The sequence below is a fragment of the Deefgea salmonis genome (assembly GCF_020531905.1).
Taxonomy (GTDB): domain Bacteria; phylum Pseudomonadota; class Gammaproteobacteria; order Burkholderiales; family Chitinibacteraceae; genus Deefgea; species Deefgea salmonis.
Genome location: NZ_JAJAWG010000003.1, coordinates 161,197 through 175,582 on the forward strand (window position 1 = coordinate 161,197; position 14,386 = coordinate 175,582).

14 protein-coding genes are annotated in these 14,386 nt (G+C 50.1%); 4 read left to right on the plus strand and 10 right to left on the minus strand.

All coding sequences use genetic code 11. From position 1 onward, the window contains the following. The 3 genes from guaA to LG219_RS07020 all read right to left on the minus strand — a co-directional run bounded on the left by guaA (window position 1) and on the right by LG219_RS07020 (window position 3,544). Window positions 1-1,575, minus strand: a complete 1,575-nt coding sequence (guaA, locus tag LG219_RS07010) for a glutamine-hydrolyzing GMP synthase (RefSeq protein ID WP_226763807.1) — start codon at window positions 1,573-1,575, stop codon at window positions 1-3. Between the two features lie 228 nt (window positions 1,576-1,803). Then, window positions 1,804-3,249 carry a D-alanyl-D-alanine carboxypeptidase/D-alanyl-D-alanine endopeptidase gene (gene dacB, locus LG219_RS07015; RefSeq protein WP_226763808.1) on the minus strand — a complete coding sequence of 482 codons (1,446 nt, stop codon included), beginning with the start codon at window positions 3,247-3,249 and terminating at the stop codon, window positions 1,804-1,806. A gap of 85 nt (window positions 3,250-3,334) precedes the next feature. Continuing rightward, a complete protein-coding gene (locus tag LG219_RS07020) occupies window positions 3,335-3,544 on the minus strand; it encodes an oxidoreductase-like domain-containing protein (RefSeq protein WP_226763809.1) in 210 nt (69 codons plus the stop codon). Between the two features lie 30 nt (window positions 3,545-3,574). On the opposite strand from LG219_RS07020, the gene dnaX reads away from it, so the two are divergent. The 3 genes from dnaX to recR all read left to right on the plus strand — a co-directional run bounded on the left by dnaX (window position 3,575) and on the right by recR (window position 6,526). Beyond that, window positions 3,575-5,305: a DNA polymerase III subunit gamma/tau gene (gene dnaX, locus LG219_RS07025; RefSeq protein ID WP_226763810.1), complete on the plus strand. Its 1,731-nt coding sequence runs from the start codon at window positions 3,575-3,577 to the stop codon at window positions 5,303-5,305. Between the two features lie 94 nt (window positions 5,306-5,399). Next, on the plus strand, window positions 5,400-5,732 hold the full coding sequence (locus LG219_RS07030; RefSeq protein ID WP_226763811.1) for a YbaB/EbfC family nucleoid-associated protein: 333 nt from the start codon (window positions 5,400-5,402) through the stop codon (window positions 5,730-5,732). A 197-nt stretch (window positions 5,733-5,929) separates the two neighbouring features. Further along, entirely contained in the window at window positions 5,930-6,526 is a 597-nt protein-coding gene (gene recR / locus LG219_RS07035; RefSeq protein ID WP_173531997.1) for a recombination mediator RecR, read from the plus strand. 147 nt (window positions 6,527-6,673) lie between these two features. Here recR and LG219_RS07040 read toward each other — a convergent pair whose 3' ends face one another. Both LG219_RS07040 and LG219_RS07045 read right to left on the minus strand, forming a co-directional pair. Continuing rightward, window positions 6,674-7,363, minus strand: coding sequence for a Bax inhibitor-1/YccA family protein (locus tag LG219_RS07040; protein WP_226763812.1), 690 nt, complete (start codon window positions 7,361-7,363; stop codon window positions 6,674-6,676). 98 nt (window positions 7,364-7,461) lie between these two features. Further along, window positions 7,462-8,538, minus strand: coding sequence for an enoyl-CoA hydratase/isomerase family protein (locus LG219_RS07045; protein ID WP_226763813.1), 1,077 nt, complete (start codon window positions 8,536-8,538; stop codon window positions 7,462-7,464). Window positions 8,539-8,641: 103 nt separating this feature from the next. On the opposite strand from LG219_RS07045, the gene LG219_RS07050 reads away from it, so the two are divergent. After that, window positions 8,642-9,502 carry a lytic transglycosylase domain-containing protein gene (locus LG219_RS07050; RefSeq protein ID WP_226763814.1) on the plus strand — a complete coding sequence of 287 codons (861 nt, stop codon included), beginning with the start codon at window positions 8,642-8,644 and terminating at the stop codon, window positions 9,500-9,502. A gap of 145 nt (window positions 9,503-9,647) precedes the next feature. Here LG219_RS07050 and LG219_RS07055 read toward each other — a convergent pair whose 3' ends face one another. From LG219_RS07055 to LG219_RS07075, 5 genes are all read right to left on the minus strand, one after another. Further along, the gene (locus LG219_RS07055) at window positions 9,648-9,878 is read right to left on the minus strand and encodes a hypothetical protein (protein ID WP_226763815.1); all 231 of its coding nucleotides are present in this window, start codon (window positions 9,876-9,878) and stop codon (window positions 9,648-9,650) included. 27 nt (window positions 9,879-9,905) lie between these two features. Next, complete coding sequence (locus tag LG219_RS07060; protein ID WP_226763816.1) at window positions 9,906-10,679, minus strand: phytanoyl-CoA dioxygenase family protein; 774 nt, start codon at window positions 10,677-10,679, stop codon at window positions 9,906-9,908. 83 nt (window positions 10,680-10,762) lie between these two features. Then, entirely contained in the window at window positions 10,763-12,268 is a 1,506-nt protein-coding gene (locus LG219_RS07065) for an ATP-binding protein (RefSeq protein ID WP_226763817.1), read from the minus strand. Further along, window positions 12,261-12,977, minus strand: coding sequence for a response regulator (locus LG219_RS07070; protein ID WP_226763818.1), 717 nt, complete (start codon window positions 12,975-12,977; stop codon window positions 12,261-12,263). Before LG219_RS07070 ends, LG219_RS07065 begins: the two co-directional genes overlap by 8 nt. 74 nt (window positions 12,978-13,051) lie before the next feature. Beyond that, window positions 13,052-14,302 carry an ABC transporter substrate-binding protein gene (locus LG219_RS07075; RefSeq protein WP_226763819.1) on the minus strand — a complete coding sequence of 417 codons (1,251 nt, stop codon included), beginning with the start codon at window positions 14,300-14,302 and terminating at the stop codon, window positions 13,052-13,054. Between the last annotated feature and the right edge of the window lie 84 nt (window positions 14,303-14,386).

Sequence of the window (14,386 nt, forward strand, 5' to 3'; positions counted from 1 at the left end):
TCACTCCCACTCAATCGTCGCCGGTGGTTTGCCGGATACATCGTAAACTACGCGGTTGATGCCGCGGACTTCGTTGATGATGCGGTTTGATACTTTACCCAACAAATCGTATGGCAATTCAGCCCATTTCGCCGTCATAAAGTCGCTAGTAACAACGGCACGAAGTGCCACTACGTAATCGTAAGTGCGGCCATCGCCCATTACGCCAACTGATTTCACTGGCAAGAACACGACAAACGCTTGGCTGGTGAGTTCATACCAGTTTTTACCGCTTTTCTCATCCACGGCTGCGCGTAGTTCTTCGATAAAGATTGCGTCAGCGTAGCGTAATAAGTCAGCGAATTCTTTTTTCACTTCGCCCAAGATACGCACGCCAAGGCCTGGACCTGGGAATGGATGACGGTAAACCAATTCTGGTGCAAGACCGAGCGCAACACCGAGTTCACGCACTTCGTCTTTAAACAATTCACGCAGCGGCTCAAGCAAAGAGAGTTTCATGGTTTCTGGCAAGCCGCCCACATTGTGATGGCTCTTAATCGCGTGCGCTTTACCGGTTTTGGCACCTGCTGATTCAATCACGTCGGGATAAATCGTGCCTTGTGCCAACCATTTGGCGCTTGGCAATTTGGCCGATTCGGCTTGGAATACTTCAACGAATTCACGACCGATGATTTTGCGCTTGGCTTCTGGGTCAGACACGCCCGCCAAATGCCCCATAAATTGTTCCGCAGCATCCACATGAATGACTTTCACGCCCAAATGCTCAGCAAAAGTTTCCATGACTTGCTTGCCTTCGTTCAAACGCAGCAAACCATTATCCACAAACACACAAGTGAGTTGATCACCAATCGCGCGGTGAATCAATGCCGCGGCAACCGATGAATCCACGCCGCCCGACAAGCCCAAAATCACTTCGTCAGTGCCGACTTGTTCGCGAATTTTTGCCACGGCTTGGTCGATGTAGTTCGGCATAGTCCAGCTTGGTTCAGACGCGCAAATATCCAATACGAAATGATTAATCATTTCGCGGCCCTTGAGCGTGTGCGTCACTTCTGGGTGATATTGCACCGCGTAGAAATTACGCGTGGTATCGGCCATGGCGGCGATTGGGCAAGACGCGTTGCTGGCGATGACTTCAAAGCCTGCTGGCATGGCAGTCACTTTGTCGCCGTGGCTCATCCAAACTTCAAGGCAAGTTTTATCGCCGTGAACGCGGTCGGACAAATCTTTAAATAATGGGTTAGCTGGGTTAACTTCGATTTCAGCAAAGCCAAATTCGCGCACCGTGCCGGCTTCAACTTTACCGCCCAAGCTTTGCGCCATCCATTGCATGCCGTAGCAAATACCCATCACCGGAATGCCAAGCTCAAACAATGCTGGGTCAGCTTGGTAATCTGACTCGTAAACCGAGTTAGGACCGCCGGACAAAATAATGCCCTTGGGATTAAACTCTTTAATAAAGTCGATCGATACGTCAAAAGAATGCAGTTCGCAATACACATGCGCTTCGCGCACACGACGGGCAATCAGCTGCGTAACTTGTGAGCCGAAATCAAGAATGAGAATCTTATCCATATCGAATTGTCCAATGGTGTGCGGGAAAACGCGGCATTTTACCAGCATTTAATACTTCCTTCCCAAGCTCTTTATCAATTGGGCGCTAGACTGCAAAAATACCTGTATTTTTGCCGCAATTAAGGTTTAAAACAGCGTTCCAAGTCTCGATAACGACCTGATTGAGCGCAAAATGATGGGCAAATGCGCCCTTCTAGCCAAACACCGCAGGCGCACGCTGGCAGAGGATTAATTGAGCGCAGGCGTTTTACGTACTGATTGCAGTAATTCATCGAGCGCGGCCATGCCTGCGGGGGCGTTGTTGTGATTAATCATCGCCACCACGGCCCACGTTTTGCCTTGTGCATCGCGGATATAGCCTGCTACCGCACGCACGTCTTTCAGTGTGCCGGTTTTAATATGCCCTTGCCCGGCGCTAGACTCGTCTTTTAGCCGTTTTTTCATCGTGCCATCTAGGCCAATAATCGGTAATGAGGCGATAAATTCAGCCGCCAATGGCGACTGCCATGCGTCTTTGAGCAGTTCTGCCAAATGTCGGGCGCTAATTTGCTCTTTGCGCGATAAACCAGCGCCATTTTCCAGCACCAGCTCTTGATAATGCAAACCCTTGCCAGAGAGCCAACGATGAATGACGCTGCTGGCACGCACGGCACTATTTGCACCGTCTTGCGGCAAGCCTTGCACGGCACCCAGCGTTAAATACAATTGCCGCGCCATCATATTGTTACTGTATTTATTAATATCGCGAATGGTATTGGTGAGCGAATCCGATTGGCTACTGGCCAGCAACACGCTCGAGCTGGGCGTAACACCCAACTGCATTTTGCCGCTGATTTTGCCACCGGCTTCTAACCATAAATTACGAAACAACTGATAGGTATAGGTCGGCGCATCAAATACCGACATATATTTGTCGCCAATACACCCAGCAGGTATTTCACCCACCAATTGCAACATCAATTGTGGCGTGGCTTGGCCGGTTCGAAATTGCACGCGTTTTTGCCACGCGTCGCAACTGCCGCCGGCCGCAATCGTCAATTGATTACTCAGGCGCACTTCTGGCCAATCGGGCTCAGCCGACACCCGAACACGTTCACCATCACTACGAATGCGTAAGCGAATAGACTTAAAGTTTGTCAGTAAAGCATCGGGTTTAACCATAAACGGTCGATCACTGGCCTCGCCATCATCGTCAAACGCCGGTTCTTTTTCATCAATCACAAAAGCACTGCGATCGAGCACAACATCACCGCGAATTTCATCCACCCCTGCCGCTTTTAAATCGCGCACCAATAACCACATTCGCTCAAGCGTTAGCTTTGGGTCTCCCGAGCCTTTTAAATACACAGGGCCTTCTAAGACGCCATTTTTATTCGGTAAAGCATTGGCACGCAACTCAGTGCGCCACTGCCATGCTGGCCCTAATAATTCCAAGCCGGCATAGGTAGTGATTAATTTCATCGTTGAGGCTGGATTGGAGGGTACGTCCGCCCGATAAAATTGCGCTTGCCCTGCGCCATCGAGCGGCAACATCGCAATCGAAATGGCATCGGCGGGAATTTTGGCCGCTTTTAAAGCATTACTTACGCCAAGCGGTAAAGCCTGCATTGTTGTTTCTGCTGCCCAGCTACTACTCATGGCCAAGGCCAGCAAAGTGATCCATTTTTTCAACATGAGATTCCTATCAACGCATAAAAGAAACAGCGCTTGGTGCCCAAACAATTCGAGCTGATATCAAAAAAAGTCTACTCTGGGATCTTTAAATCGACTCAGGCGCCGCAGCAGCGCCGCCTTGCCGCGCTTGCCACGCGGCTAAATCCAGCCGATATTGCTGCAGTTCTTCGGTATACACATCAAAAATGCAGGGGTAGCAACCACTATTGCAACATGCCTCAAGTGGCGGTTCAATCGGCGCTTGGGGTTGCGAATCGTGGTTTTCTGGTAATGCTTCAGGCGGATTCATCGTCATTTCATCTATCGCATCTGTTAGAATGTCGCCATGAGCTATCAAGTACTAGCCCGTAAGTGGCGACCAAAAACTTTTGCCCAATTGGTCGGGCAGGAACATGTGATTAAAGCACTGGCAAACGCGTTTGCTAGTGAACGCTTGCATCACGCTTATTTGCTCACCGGCACCCGGGGGGTGGGTAAAACCACGATCGCCCGGATTATGGCCAAAGCGCTCAATTGCGAAACCGGCATTACGTCTGAGCCTTGCGGCGTTTGCTCCGCGTGTACGCAAATTGATGCGGGGCGTTTTGTCGATCTACTTGAAATCGACGCGGCGTCCAATACCGGTATCGATAATATTCGCGAAGTCTTGGACAACGCGCAGTATGCACCGACCGCTGGCCGTTTCAAAGTTTACATTATCGACGAAGTGCACATGCTCTCCAAGTCGGCATTCAATGCCATGCTCAAAACATTGGAAGAGCCGCCCAGCCACGTTAAATTTATTCTGGCAACGACCGATCCGCAAAAAGTGCCGATTACGGTACTGAGCCGTTGCTTGCAGTTTTCATTGCGGCAAATGACGCCGCAGCAGGTCACTGGCCATTTGAATACGGTATTGCAAGCTGAACAAATTGAATACGAAGCACTTGCACTCAATCTGATTGGTCATGCTGCCAGCGGCTCGATGCGTGACGGCTTATCTTTGCTCGACCAAGCCATCGCCTACGGCGCAGGTAAAGTCGAAGAAGCCGACGTGCGCGCCATGCTCGGCGCGGTTGATCAAAGTTATTTATTTGATTTACTCACGGCACTGGTCGCCAAAGACGGCAGCACCTTGCTCAAAACCGCCGATGCCATTGCCGAACGTGGCCTCTCGTATGAGGCTGCTTTGCATGAATTAGCCGCTTTATTACAACAGATTGCGCTGATGCAAGCCGTGCCCAATGCGCTGGCGGATGATTTACCGCTGCGTGAACAAATCGTCGCCGCAGCGCAAGCGATTTCACCCGAAGACATCCAGCTGTATTACCAAATTGCACTGCATGGGCGACGTGATTTACCGCTAGCACCCGATGAATACGCCGGTTTTACCATGACGATTTTGCGGATGCTGGCGTTTGCGCCTAGCAGCGCAGGCCATACGGCGTTGCCAGCCAACAGTCATCCACCCGCTGTACCGAGTGCACCAGCACTCAATCATCAGCTAGCAAATAATCCGGGATCAAATCATCAAGCGCCACGTCATCCGGTCGCAAACAATCTAGCAGCGAACAGCCCGGCCCCCGCCAGCGCCCCAGCTCGCAATGATTCACCGCCGTGGCAGCAAGATGCCGCGCCTGCGGCCATGTCGATGCCCGCTCCGACGCCAGTGAGTGTCAGTGCGCCAGTCAAGCCCGCTCAGTTTAATGGTGATTGGCGTGCACTGGTGGTGCATCTCAAATTAGGTCAGGCAGGTATGCTCGCGCAGCACTCGGAGCTATTGAGCTACAGCGATATACAGTTCAATATTAAAGTTGAAGAAGTACATCGCAGTGTGGCAACCCGCGATTACCAAGAAAAATTACGCAGCGCGCTGAGCGAGCATTTTGGTCGCGATATCGCCCTCAATGTACAAATTGGCGAAGTACAGACTGAAACGCCAGCCGATATTCATTACCGTGAAAAGCAAGAGCGCCAAGATCAAGCCGTTGCGGCAATCAATAACGATCCTTTCGTGCAAACCATGGTGAAAGAATTTGGCGCAAGTATTGCATTGGACTCAATCAAACCCATTTAAAAAAAATCAGCCAGCGAAACCAAGATAAGCAGCGAGCCAATCGCCCCATCTTGTCGCTGGCCATTTTTCTCTTCATGATTAAAAAGGAAATCTTATGTTTGGTGGTAAAGGCGGAATGGCTGGCTTGATGAAACAAGCGCAGCAAATGCAAGACAATATGAAAAAAGCCCAAGACGAATTGGCCAACGTTGAAATTGAAGGTCAATCGGGCGCTGGCATGGTCAAAATCACCATGACCTGCAGCAACGTCGTTCGCCGTGTTGCCATTGACGACAGCCTATTGTCGGACGACAAAGACATGCTCGAAGACTTGATCGCAGCCGCATTTAATGATGCGCTGCGCAAAGCTGAAGCCACTAGCCAAGCCAAAATGGGCGGCTTCACCGCCGGCATGCAATTGCCACCCGGCTTTAAAATGCCATTTTGATGGGCTCACATCGCCAACTCGTCGCGCGCAAGCCGCGATCCATTGGCGATGATTTAGTCGTGCCGCGCAACCCCCAAGGCGTTATTTCTGCAACGAGATAGCGCCTTAATAACACCATCAACACGCTGCCACGTCATAACAAAGCCCGTGGTATTGCTATTTAGGCCCCCACCACCAACGCCACCAGAGCAATACCTATGCCTATCCCTGCCTCATTACAAAACCTGATTGATGCACTGCGCGTTTTACCCGGCGTTGGCCCCAAATCGGCGGCACGAATGGCGTTTCATTTAGTACAGCGCGATCAAGTCGGCGCGTCGGACTTGGCCCATGCACTCGAAAATGCCTTGGGAACGCTCAAGCATTGTCGGCATTGCAATACCTTTACCGAGGCCGACACCTGCGACATTTGCTTAGATGAACAACGCAATCATGCGCAATTATGCGTCATCGAAATGCCAACCGATTTAATGTCAATCGAGCAAACCCGCAGTTATGAAGGTTTATATTTTGTCTTAATGGGCCGTTTAAGCCCGCTCGATGGCATAGGACCGCATGATATTGCGCTCAAACAATTACTCGAGCGCGCCAGTGATGGCCAAGTGACGGAAGTGATTTTGGCGACCAACTTCACCACCGAAGGCGAAGCCACCGCGCATTATGTGGCTGAAATGCTGCGCGCGCGTGGCCTAAAAGTCAGCCGTATTGCCCGCGGACTCCCTGTTGGGGGGGAGCTGGAACATGTTGACCCCGGTACCTTGGCGCAAGCACTGATCGAGCGCCGTGGCTTATAAAACCCTAGGGTCTGTTGACGTTTGCTTTACCGCTACCCAGCCCATTCACCCGTGATCGACGACATTCGATAGCAATAACAGGACTTTCTTTTCGACATAAAAAAACGCCACTTTGACAGTGGCGTTTTTCAACCCATCTAAAATCACTTAGTCTCGGCTATTGCCAGTAAACGCCATAATGATGTTGAGCAAGCTGACAAAAATATTGTACACATTCAGGTACAAACTCAATGTCGCGCTAATGTAATTGGTTTCACCACCATTCACGATACGGCTTACATCGTACAAAATATACGCCGAAAAAATCATGATTACGGCAGCAGAGATCGTCAATGATAAAGCAGGAATCGCAAAGAAAATATTGGCGATCGAAGCCAAGATGACAATCACCATGCCGATAAACAAGAATTTACCCATAAAGGAAAAGTCTTTTTTAGTCACGGTAGCGATGGTCGCCAAGGTAAAGAAAATTGCGCCAGTGCCAATTGCGGCCATACCGATCATTTCTGGACCATTGCTAAATTTCATGGCCATTTGCAAAATTTGGCTGAGCCACAAACCCATAAAGCCAGTCCAGCCCAACAAAATAAACACGCCAGCACTGCTTTCTTTGGTTTTTTCGATGGCATAAAACGCCCCGAAGCTTACCAACATAAATAAACCAAAACCTAAAAAGCCGCTCATACGAAACTGCATAGACATACCGAGCAAAGCGCCTGCGGCCGTTGGCAACATCGTCAATGCTAATAAAAAGTAGGTATTACGCAGCACTTGATTGCGTTCTGCCGACAAGGCGCTATTGCCATACGTCGTCGTATTGGTATTAAAAGATTGCATTTTGAATCTCCTGATTGATCGGTGTCGATACTGTATCACCTGCTAAGAGGGCGGCAAAGACAAAAAGTTTCAAACTTTCACATCGAAGATACAAATAATCAATTACATAACATCGGAAACGCCTGTGCCAAATTAGACACTTCCAACTGATTGGCCTGACCTTGCTGCCAAACGGGAGAATGACTGCGATCAAACAATGTGGCATAAATGCCAGCGGCAAAATCACCATAGCGTAAGCAAGCGGCGCTGACTGCGGTTTCTAATTGCACCGTCTGTGCAAACGACAATGCCGCACAGCGTTGTTGTAAAGTCCATGCCAGCCACAAAGACGTGGGTGACGCGCGCTGCACCCGTAGCGCCGCGGCGGCGAGCCAAGCATCATCCAAAGCTGAAAAATAACTGATGTGATGCAAAGCATCATTCAAACTACCGCTGGCACAGCCGCGCAGCAAATCTTGATGGGCTACTAAATGCCCCGCAGGCAATTTGAGCTCAGCTTGCTGTGCCGCTTGCGTTAAATACTCACTCAACACCGCACGATCCAACTCTGCCTCTCCCTGCCAAGCCAAAGCGCTTAAATCCATTAAAACTTGATGCCGACTTGATTCGGGCAAGGCCCACTGGGCAGCCCCGCAATACAGCGCATCACTGGCATTAATCGCCACACCCGACAAGGCTAAAAAAGGACCAAAACCGGCTAATTCAGCCAACCAGCGACTGGCCGCCACATCCGGAAACAAACCAATCGCCGTTTCTGGCATCGCCAATTTGCTGTGTTCAGTGACGATTTTATGGCTCGCCGCAGCAAATAAACCCCAACCGCCGCCCATTACAATGCCATGCCCCCATGCCATCACGGGCTTGGCATAGTCTCGAATCATTTGGCACAACACGTATTCTTCAGCAAAAAAAGCATCGCCTTGTGCCAATTCACCGGGCTGAGTCATCGCCGCATGCAAGGCTTTTAAATCGCCTCCGGCACAAAACCCACGCTCACCGGCACCAATCATCACCACCGCCACAATCTGCGCTTGATCACGCCAATCGTTGAGCGCGGCAGACATTTGCCGAACCATACTTAAGTTTTGAGCATTGATCCGCTCTGGCGCTGATAAAGCTAAAATACCAATTTGTGTGCCATTTGGGCCCGTCATCAGTCGCACGTGAATCGTCATTGCAATATCCTTTTTGCGCAAAGCCTTTAATCAGGCTCAATCTTTACCTCATGCAGATTGAGACTATGCTGATTCCCTAGCATTAACCATTAGGAAAACCGCCATGCTGACAACAATCTTCAGCATAACATTGGCATTGTCGATGGTGACTGGCAATGAAAACGAATCACAGTGGCAAGCCCGATTGGAAAAAGCCGCACAACAAGAAATGCGTAATCCATGGGCTGCCGCAGTCACATATTGCTATGCCGCGCGTTTGGGCATCACCGAAGCGCAATATCGCTTAGCCATGCTGTACGCTTTTGGGATTGGTGTGCCAGAAGATCGGGTTGCTGCAGCCAGTTTATTGTCTATCGCCGCAGAACAAGGCCATCAAGAAGCGCAAAAAATGCTAGAAACCATCCGCATTAGCGGCCATCGCCTACCCCGCTGCGTCGAAGCGGATGTTGAACCTGTGATGAGTAAATTACCGATCCTGAGCGCCAAAATGAATGCCAATCAGCAACTGGTTGCCAACATCATTAGCAAAATCGCCACTTGGCACGGGGTTGATCCGTCTTTTGCACTGAGCATTGCCAAGGTTGAATCAGGGCTCAATTCCAGTGCCGTTTCTCCCAAATCTGCGATGGGCGTGATGCAGCTGATTCCGGAAACGGCCGCGCGGTTTAATGTTAAAGATGTCTTTAATACCAGCCAAAATGTGAAAGGTGGCGTGCGCTATTTACGCTGGTTGCTCGATCGTTACCAAGGCAATATCGCCTTAGTCGCGGCCAGTTACAACGCAGGGGAAGGCAAAGTCGATCATTACCGTGGGATTCCGCCTTATCCAGAAACACAGCAATACGTGAAAAAAGTGCTGCAACTCTACCCTTTTTCAGTTCACCAAACCGCTGCCGATCGCGAACGCGATATCAATGTCTTTCCAGAAGTAAGCAAAACAAAAAAAACAAAGGTATATCGCTAGAGACTCTATTTTCAAAAGCCTAGCTGCATATACCTTTGTAGAGTTCAAATCAAAAAACTATATTTCAAAACCAGCTAACGCGCTTAATTTTATCGCAACGCGCGCCAGTCACTGAGTACGTTTCAAGTGCTATCGCCAGCTCGATTTAATCTTCGTCTTGATCAAACGCGTCTTCAGTGGCCTCGGCATTGGCTTTTTCAATTTCTTTGCGCTGACGCTGAGCATCGCCTAAAGCTTGCTCGTAGGCATGACGCTGCTCATCGGTCATTTCGGGTTTGAGCATTTCCAGCTCTTTGGCCGCTTGGTAAGCGGGCATGGGCTGCAATTGAGTCACTAACTGAATCAGGGACGAAAACTGCTCTGGGCTGACAGGCATCTGAATCTCCTTGAAAACGATTAAAGTCTAGCAATCTACACCGGGTTCAGCCGCAGATCGACTATTTTTTAGCGGTAAATTATCACTGGCATGGTAGCTCATCACTAAAGAATACTTGGTTTTTTCGGTGCTATTGCGGCTTGCGGCATGAAAAGTGCGCGCATCAAACAGCACCACATCACCTGCACTCAAGCGCGGAAACTGCGCTTTGGCAATCCATGGCGCGGCGTCTGGATGCTCGGCGAGCAAAAATTCACGCGCATCAAACGCGGCTTCAGGCAAGGTCAAATGGTGCGATGCCGGAATAAATCCCAAACCGCCATTTTCTGGATTTTCATCACCCAAAGCCAACCAGCATGACACCAATTGGGGCTGGCTAAAACGCCAATAGCGTAAATCACGATGCCATAAAGTATCGCTACTAAAGCTCGGTTGCTTGGTCATCAAGCTATTGTGGTGCACCTGCGTTAAGGTAATCCGCTCGCCCAGCAAAGGCCGCAATAACGCCAACAAACGAGGATGCGTCGCCCATTGCATAAACACCGGCGAGCGCGCCACCATGCCGCGTAAACGTCGAATCGTCTGGCCGCCTTGGGCATCAATCGAGCTTGGTGCGCCCGGATACGCCAAACTGGCTTCCAATTCCAGCGGCTCAGCACGCGCTTGAAGAGCTTTCATTGCCGCATCTCGAATCAAAGCGACTTCAGCCAACGGCGCAAAGCCGCGTAAAATAACCAGACCTTGCTCAGCAAACGTGGTACGCAAAGCCGATACATCTATCGGATGAGAAAATTCAAGCACCGTATTGGCCTTATTAAAGATTCGAAAATTTGGATTGTACTGGAACTCTCGCCAGCATGCGCCCATGGGATTTCACCGAGCTTTCAATCCTTAGGCAAAATAATCATCGCCTGCAAACCACCTTGTGAATGATTGCTCAACTCTAAAACACCACCGTGGGCCTGAATAATATTACGCGCAATCCCTAGCCCCAGACCATGCCCTTGATGATTATGCTGACGGCCATGCTCTAAGCGAACATAGGGATCAAACAAGGTCGCCAACGCTTCATCCGGTACGCCCGGGCCATGATCGCGCACCACAATCACCACCTTGCCCACGCCTTCAAGCACCGAAATCTCAACCCGCTCAGCATAAAACAAGGCATTGTCGATCAAATTACTTAAGGCGCGCTTGAGTGCCAACGGCTTGACCATTACCCATAAACCGCAGCGGCTATAGGCAATTTCATGCCCTGCCATGCGTGAATCCCTCACCATCCGGCCCAGCAAAGCATCGAGACGAATTCGGGTGCGGTTTTCATGAATATCGCTGTCTTTCACGCTTTGCAAAGCGCCTTTGACCATCATATCGAGCTCGTCGAGGTCTTCATGAAACTCCAATCGGATGGCTTCATCGTCGAGCATTTCGGTGCGTAATTTCAAGCGCGTAATCGGCGTGCGCAAATCATGCGAAATCGCAGCAAATAGTTTTTCACGGTCTTCTAAATAGCGTTGAATTCGCTCGCGCATCGCACCAAACGCATGGGCGGTGCGAATAAATTCTTCACTGCCTTCGGCCGGTAACGGCGGCGATTCGCCTTTACCAAACGCTTCGGCCGCTTCTGATAGCGCCGCCAAGGGCCGCGTAATCCAACGCACCACCACCCAAGTCAGCAGCAAGACCGTAATCAAGGTAATCAATTGCAATAGCCAGCGCTCAGGCGGCATCGGATCGCTATTATCCAAAAAATAAGGATCAGGCATTAAGGTGGCCAAATACAGCCAATGCCCGGGCTCGATTTCAGTCTGAATCACCAACACCGGAGCCGGTCTGGGCTCCATCAATAAGGTGTTTTTAATCCAGTGATCGGGCAATTGCGATACCGTCATACCGTCACTCGACACCGCCAATTGATTGGGCCAAGCAAAGGCCAAACGCAAATCAGTTAACTGCGGTAGTTTTTGTTCAAATATTCGATGTATTACCTGCAAAACCTGATTAGATAAGGGCTGTACGGCAATACTATGCAGGGGAATCGGGCTATCATTGACCGTAACAAAAAACCGCGTGCCGCCCATTTCACGCAATTGCTGAATCACCAGTGGCCGATAATTAGGCGGTAAACTTTGAAAAAAATGCACCGCACTGACCGCGCCGCGGGCGATATGATCCGCCGCCGCACTCACCTCTTGCTCGGACTTATTTTGCAAATAATTGGCCCAAATCGCATTGCCAATTAATTGCGAAGCCAACACCCCCACTGCCATCACCCACAATAATCGCGGCAATAATCGCGATGGCAAAATATGCTCCAACCAACGCGGCATACTCATTAAGCGCGCACGCCGCGCCAATTCACGCAGCCATTGCCACTGCCCTTTAAACATGGCTAATAGTCACCTCCGCCGAGAGCACATAACCCGCGCCGCGCACGGTTTTAATCAGATTAGGATGCTTGCCATCGTCTTCTAAACGTTGCCGTAAGCGGCTCACTTGCACATCGAGCGAGCGATCCAGTGGCCCTGCATCACGGCCACGGGTTTCTTCGGCCAATTGACTGCGATCCAAAATTTGTCCGGGATGCTCTAAAAACATTTTCAATAACTGAAAATCCAAGCCCGTCAGTTTGACGACCTCGCCATCGGGCGACATTAAATTACGCTCCACCGTATCGAGCGTAAAACCGACAAAACGATAGTAGCGCCCAGTCCCTGAGCCGGTTTCAATGCCGGTACGGCGATGAATCGCTTTGATGCGCGCCAGTAATTCACGGGGGTTATACGGCTTGGCAATATAATCATCGGCCCCCAATTCAAGTCCCACAATCCGATCGGTTTCGTCCGAGCTGGCGGTCAGCATGATAATGGGCACATTGCTATTTTTTCGCACCGTTTGGCACAAAGCAAAGCCATCGGTGTCGGGCAACATCACGTCCAAAATCACCAAACTGAGCTCGTCTTTATAGCGATCAAATTCGTTCAAAAAGGTTTCGCCATCGGGCGCAAGCCGAACATCGTATTGATTGCGTTCCAAATACGCTTTAAGCAGCGTGCGGGTTTTTAAATCATCATCCACAATTAAAATATTACGGCTCATTCCCTGTCCTTTTCAATCGATCTATCCAATATGGCGCACGTCGCAAGCGCTGTTGGCGATCAAGTCCACATCGATTATTCTTCTTTGCGATTTAACGCTTTCACCATCGCAGCTAACCGTTGCTGCGTTTCAACGACTGAAATTTTATCGTCTAAATAAAAGGTTTGAATCTGCGCCACCACTACGTCTTTAAAGGTTTCATCGGCCGCCATCCGGTGCACCAAGCTCGGCGCTTGAAACGCGCTGCCGCGTGAAAAAGCCCGCCATGATGCCTTGCTACAGCTATCCAAACTGGCGATATCCATGTCTCGGCGCACTGGAATCGAGCCTTTAATCCGGTTGTAACCGAGCTGCACCGCTGGCGACACCATCAATTGTGCAAAGCGCTCTTGATTGACTTGCTTGGCATAATCACCGGCAAACATCACCAAAGTATCAATGCTGTATAAATGGCTATCTTCTGTTTTTGGCACCGTACTGCAGGCAAAATCGACATCCAATAGCAAACCTTGCGCGACTAATTCTCCCTTCATCCAATCGCCCATCACCAACATCGCCGCTTGCCCGCTGGCAAACTGTTTGGCCACCTCGGTCCACGACACATCACCGTTACCTTTATGCGTATAGGTTTTCCATTCGCGCAAACGATTTAAGGCGCGCGCAAAACGCGGATCTAGATACGCTTGTGGATTTTTTTTTACAAATAAATCTCGATAAAACGCTACATCGCCCTCGGCCAGCACCAGCGTTTCAAATAATGTCGCCACTTGCCAAGCTTCGTTACTTTGCGCCAAAGGCGTAATCCCAGCGGCCTGCAATATTAAAGCAATCCGGCGAAAATCGTTAAAATCTCGCGGCGGCTTTAATCCCAAACGATCAAATATTTTCTTGTTATACAGCAAGGTATTGATGCGATGTATCCCCAACGGCACCGCCACCGTATGTTGCCGATGCTCAACCAAATTCCACACCGTGGGAAACAACTGGCTTTGCCAACGTGCTGCAGCACTGTCTATTTCTAAAATCAAGCCCAGCTCAGCCCATTCTTGAATGGCCGGGCCGATCAATTGCGACACCGCCGGCGGCTTACCCGATAACACGCGGCTTTTGAGCACCTTCATCGCCCCGCCTCCAGCGCCCCCCGGAATCGCCGAGTCGCGCCATTCGATATTTTCTTCGGCCATTTTTTGCCGCAAAAAATCCGCCGCCCGCCGCTCATTGGGCGAAGTCCACCAATGCAAAACATCGAGCGGCTCTGCGGCATGTAGTGCGCTACTCAGTAGCAACAAAACCAGACTGATGGCAGGATATTTTATGATTTTCACTATTGATTCAAACACCTGTCGCAATTCTCCATGAATTAAGTCGACTATATCGTAAGCTTCCAAGGAAAAGCGTAATAAAACATT

Bases quoted from the DNA above. Each gene is read 5' to 3' on its own strand.
- LG219_RS07040 (WP_226763812.1), bottom strand. From the start codon at position 7,363: ATGCAATCTTTTAATACCAATACGACGACGTATGGCAATAGCGCCTTG.
- LG219_RS07020 (WP_226763809.1), bottom strand. From the start codon at position 3,544: ATGACGATGAATCCGCCTGAAGCATTACCAGAAAACCACGATTCGCAA.
- LG219_RS07070 (WP_226763818.1), bottom strand. From the start codon at position 12,977: ATGAGCCGTAATATTTTAATTGTGGATGATGATTTAAAAACCCGCACG.
- LG219_RS07045 (WP_226763813.1), bottom strand. From the start codon at position 8,538: ATGACGATTCACGTGCGACTGATGACGGGCCCAAATGGCACACAAATT.
- guaA (WP_226763807.1), bottom strand. From the start codon at position 1,575: ATGGATAAGATTCTCATTCTTGATTTCGGCTCACAAGTTACGCAGCTG.
- dacB (WP_226763808.1), bottom strand. From the start codon at position 3,249: ATGTTGAAAAAATGGATCACTTTGCTGGCCTTGGCCATGAGTAGTAGC.
- LG219_RS07030 (WP_226763811.1), top strand. From the start codon at position 5,400: ATGTTTGGTGGTAAAGGCGGAATGGCTGGCTTGATGAAACAAGCGCAG.
- LG219_RS07065 (WP_226763817.1), bottom strand. From the start codon at position 12,268: ATGTTTAAAGGGCAGTGGCAATGGCTGCGTGAATTGGCGCGGCGTGCG.
- dnaX (WP_226763810.1), top strand. From the start codon at position 3,575: ATGAGCTATCAAGTACTAGCCCGTAAGTGGCGACCAAAAACTTTTGCC.
- LG219_RS07050 (WP_226763814.1), top strand. From the start codon at position 8,642: ATGCTGACAACAATCTTCAGCATAACATTGGCATTGTCGATGGTGACT.
- recR (WP_173531997.1), top strand. From the start codon at position 5,930: ATGCCTATCCCTGCCTCATTACAAAACCTGATTGATGCACTGCGCGTT.
- LG219_RS07055 (WP_226763815.1), bottom strand. From the start codon at position 9,878: ATGCCTGTCAGCCCAGAGCAGTTTTCGTCCCTGATTCAGTTAGTGACT.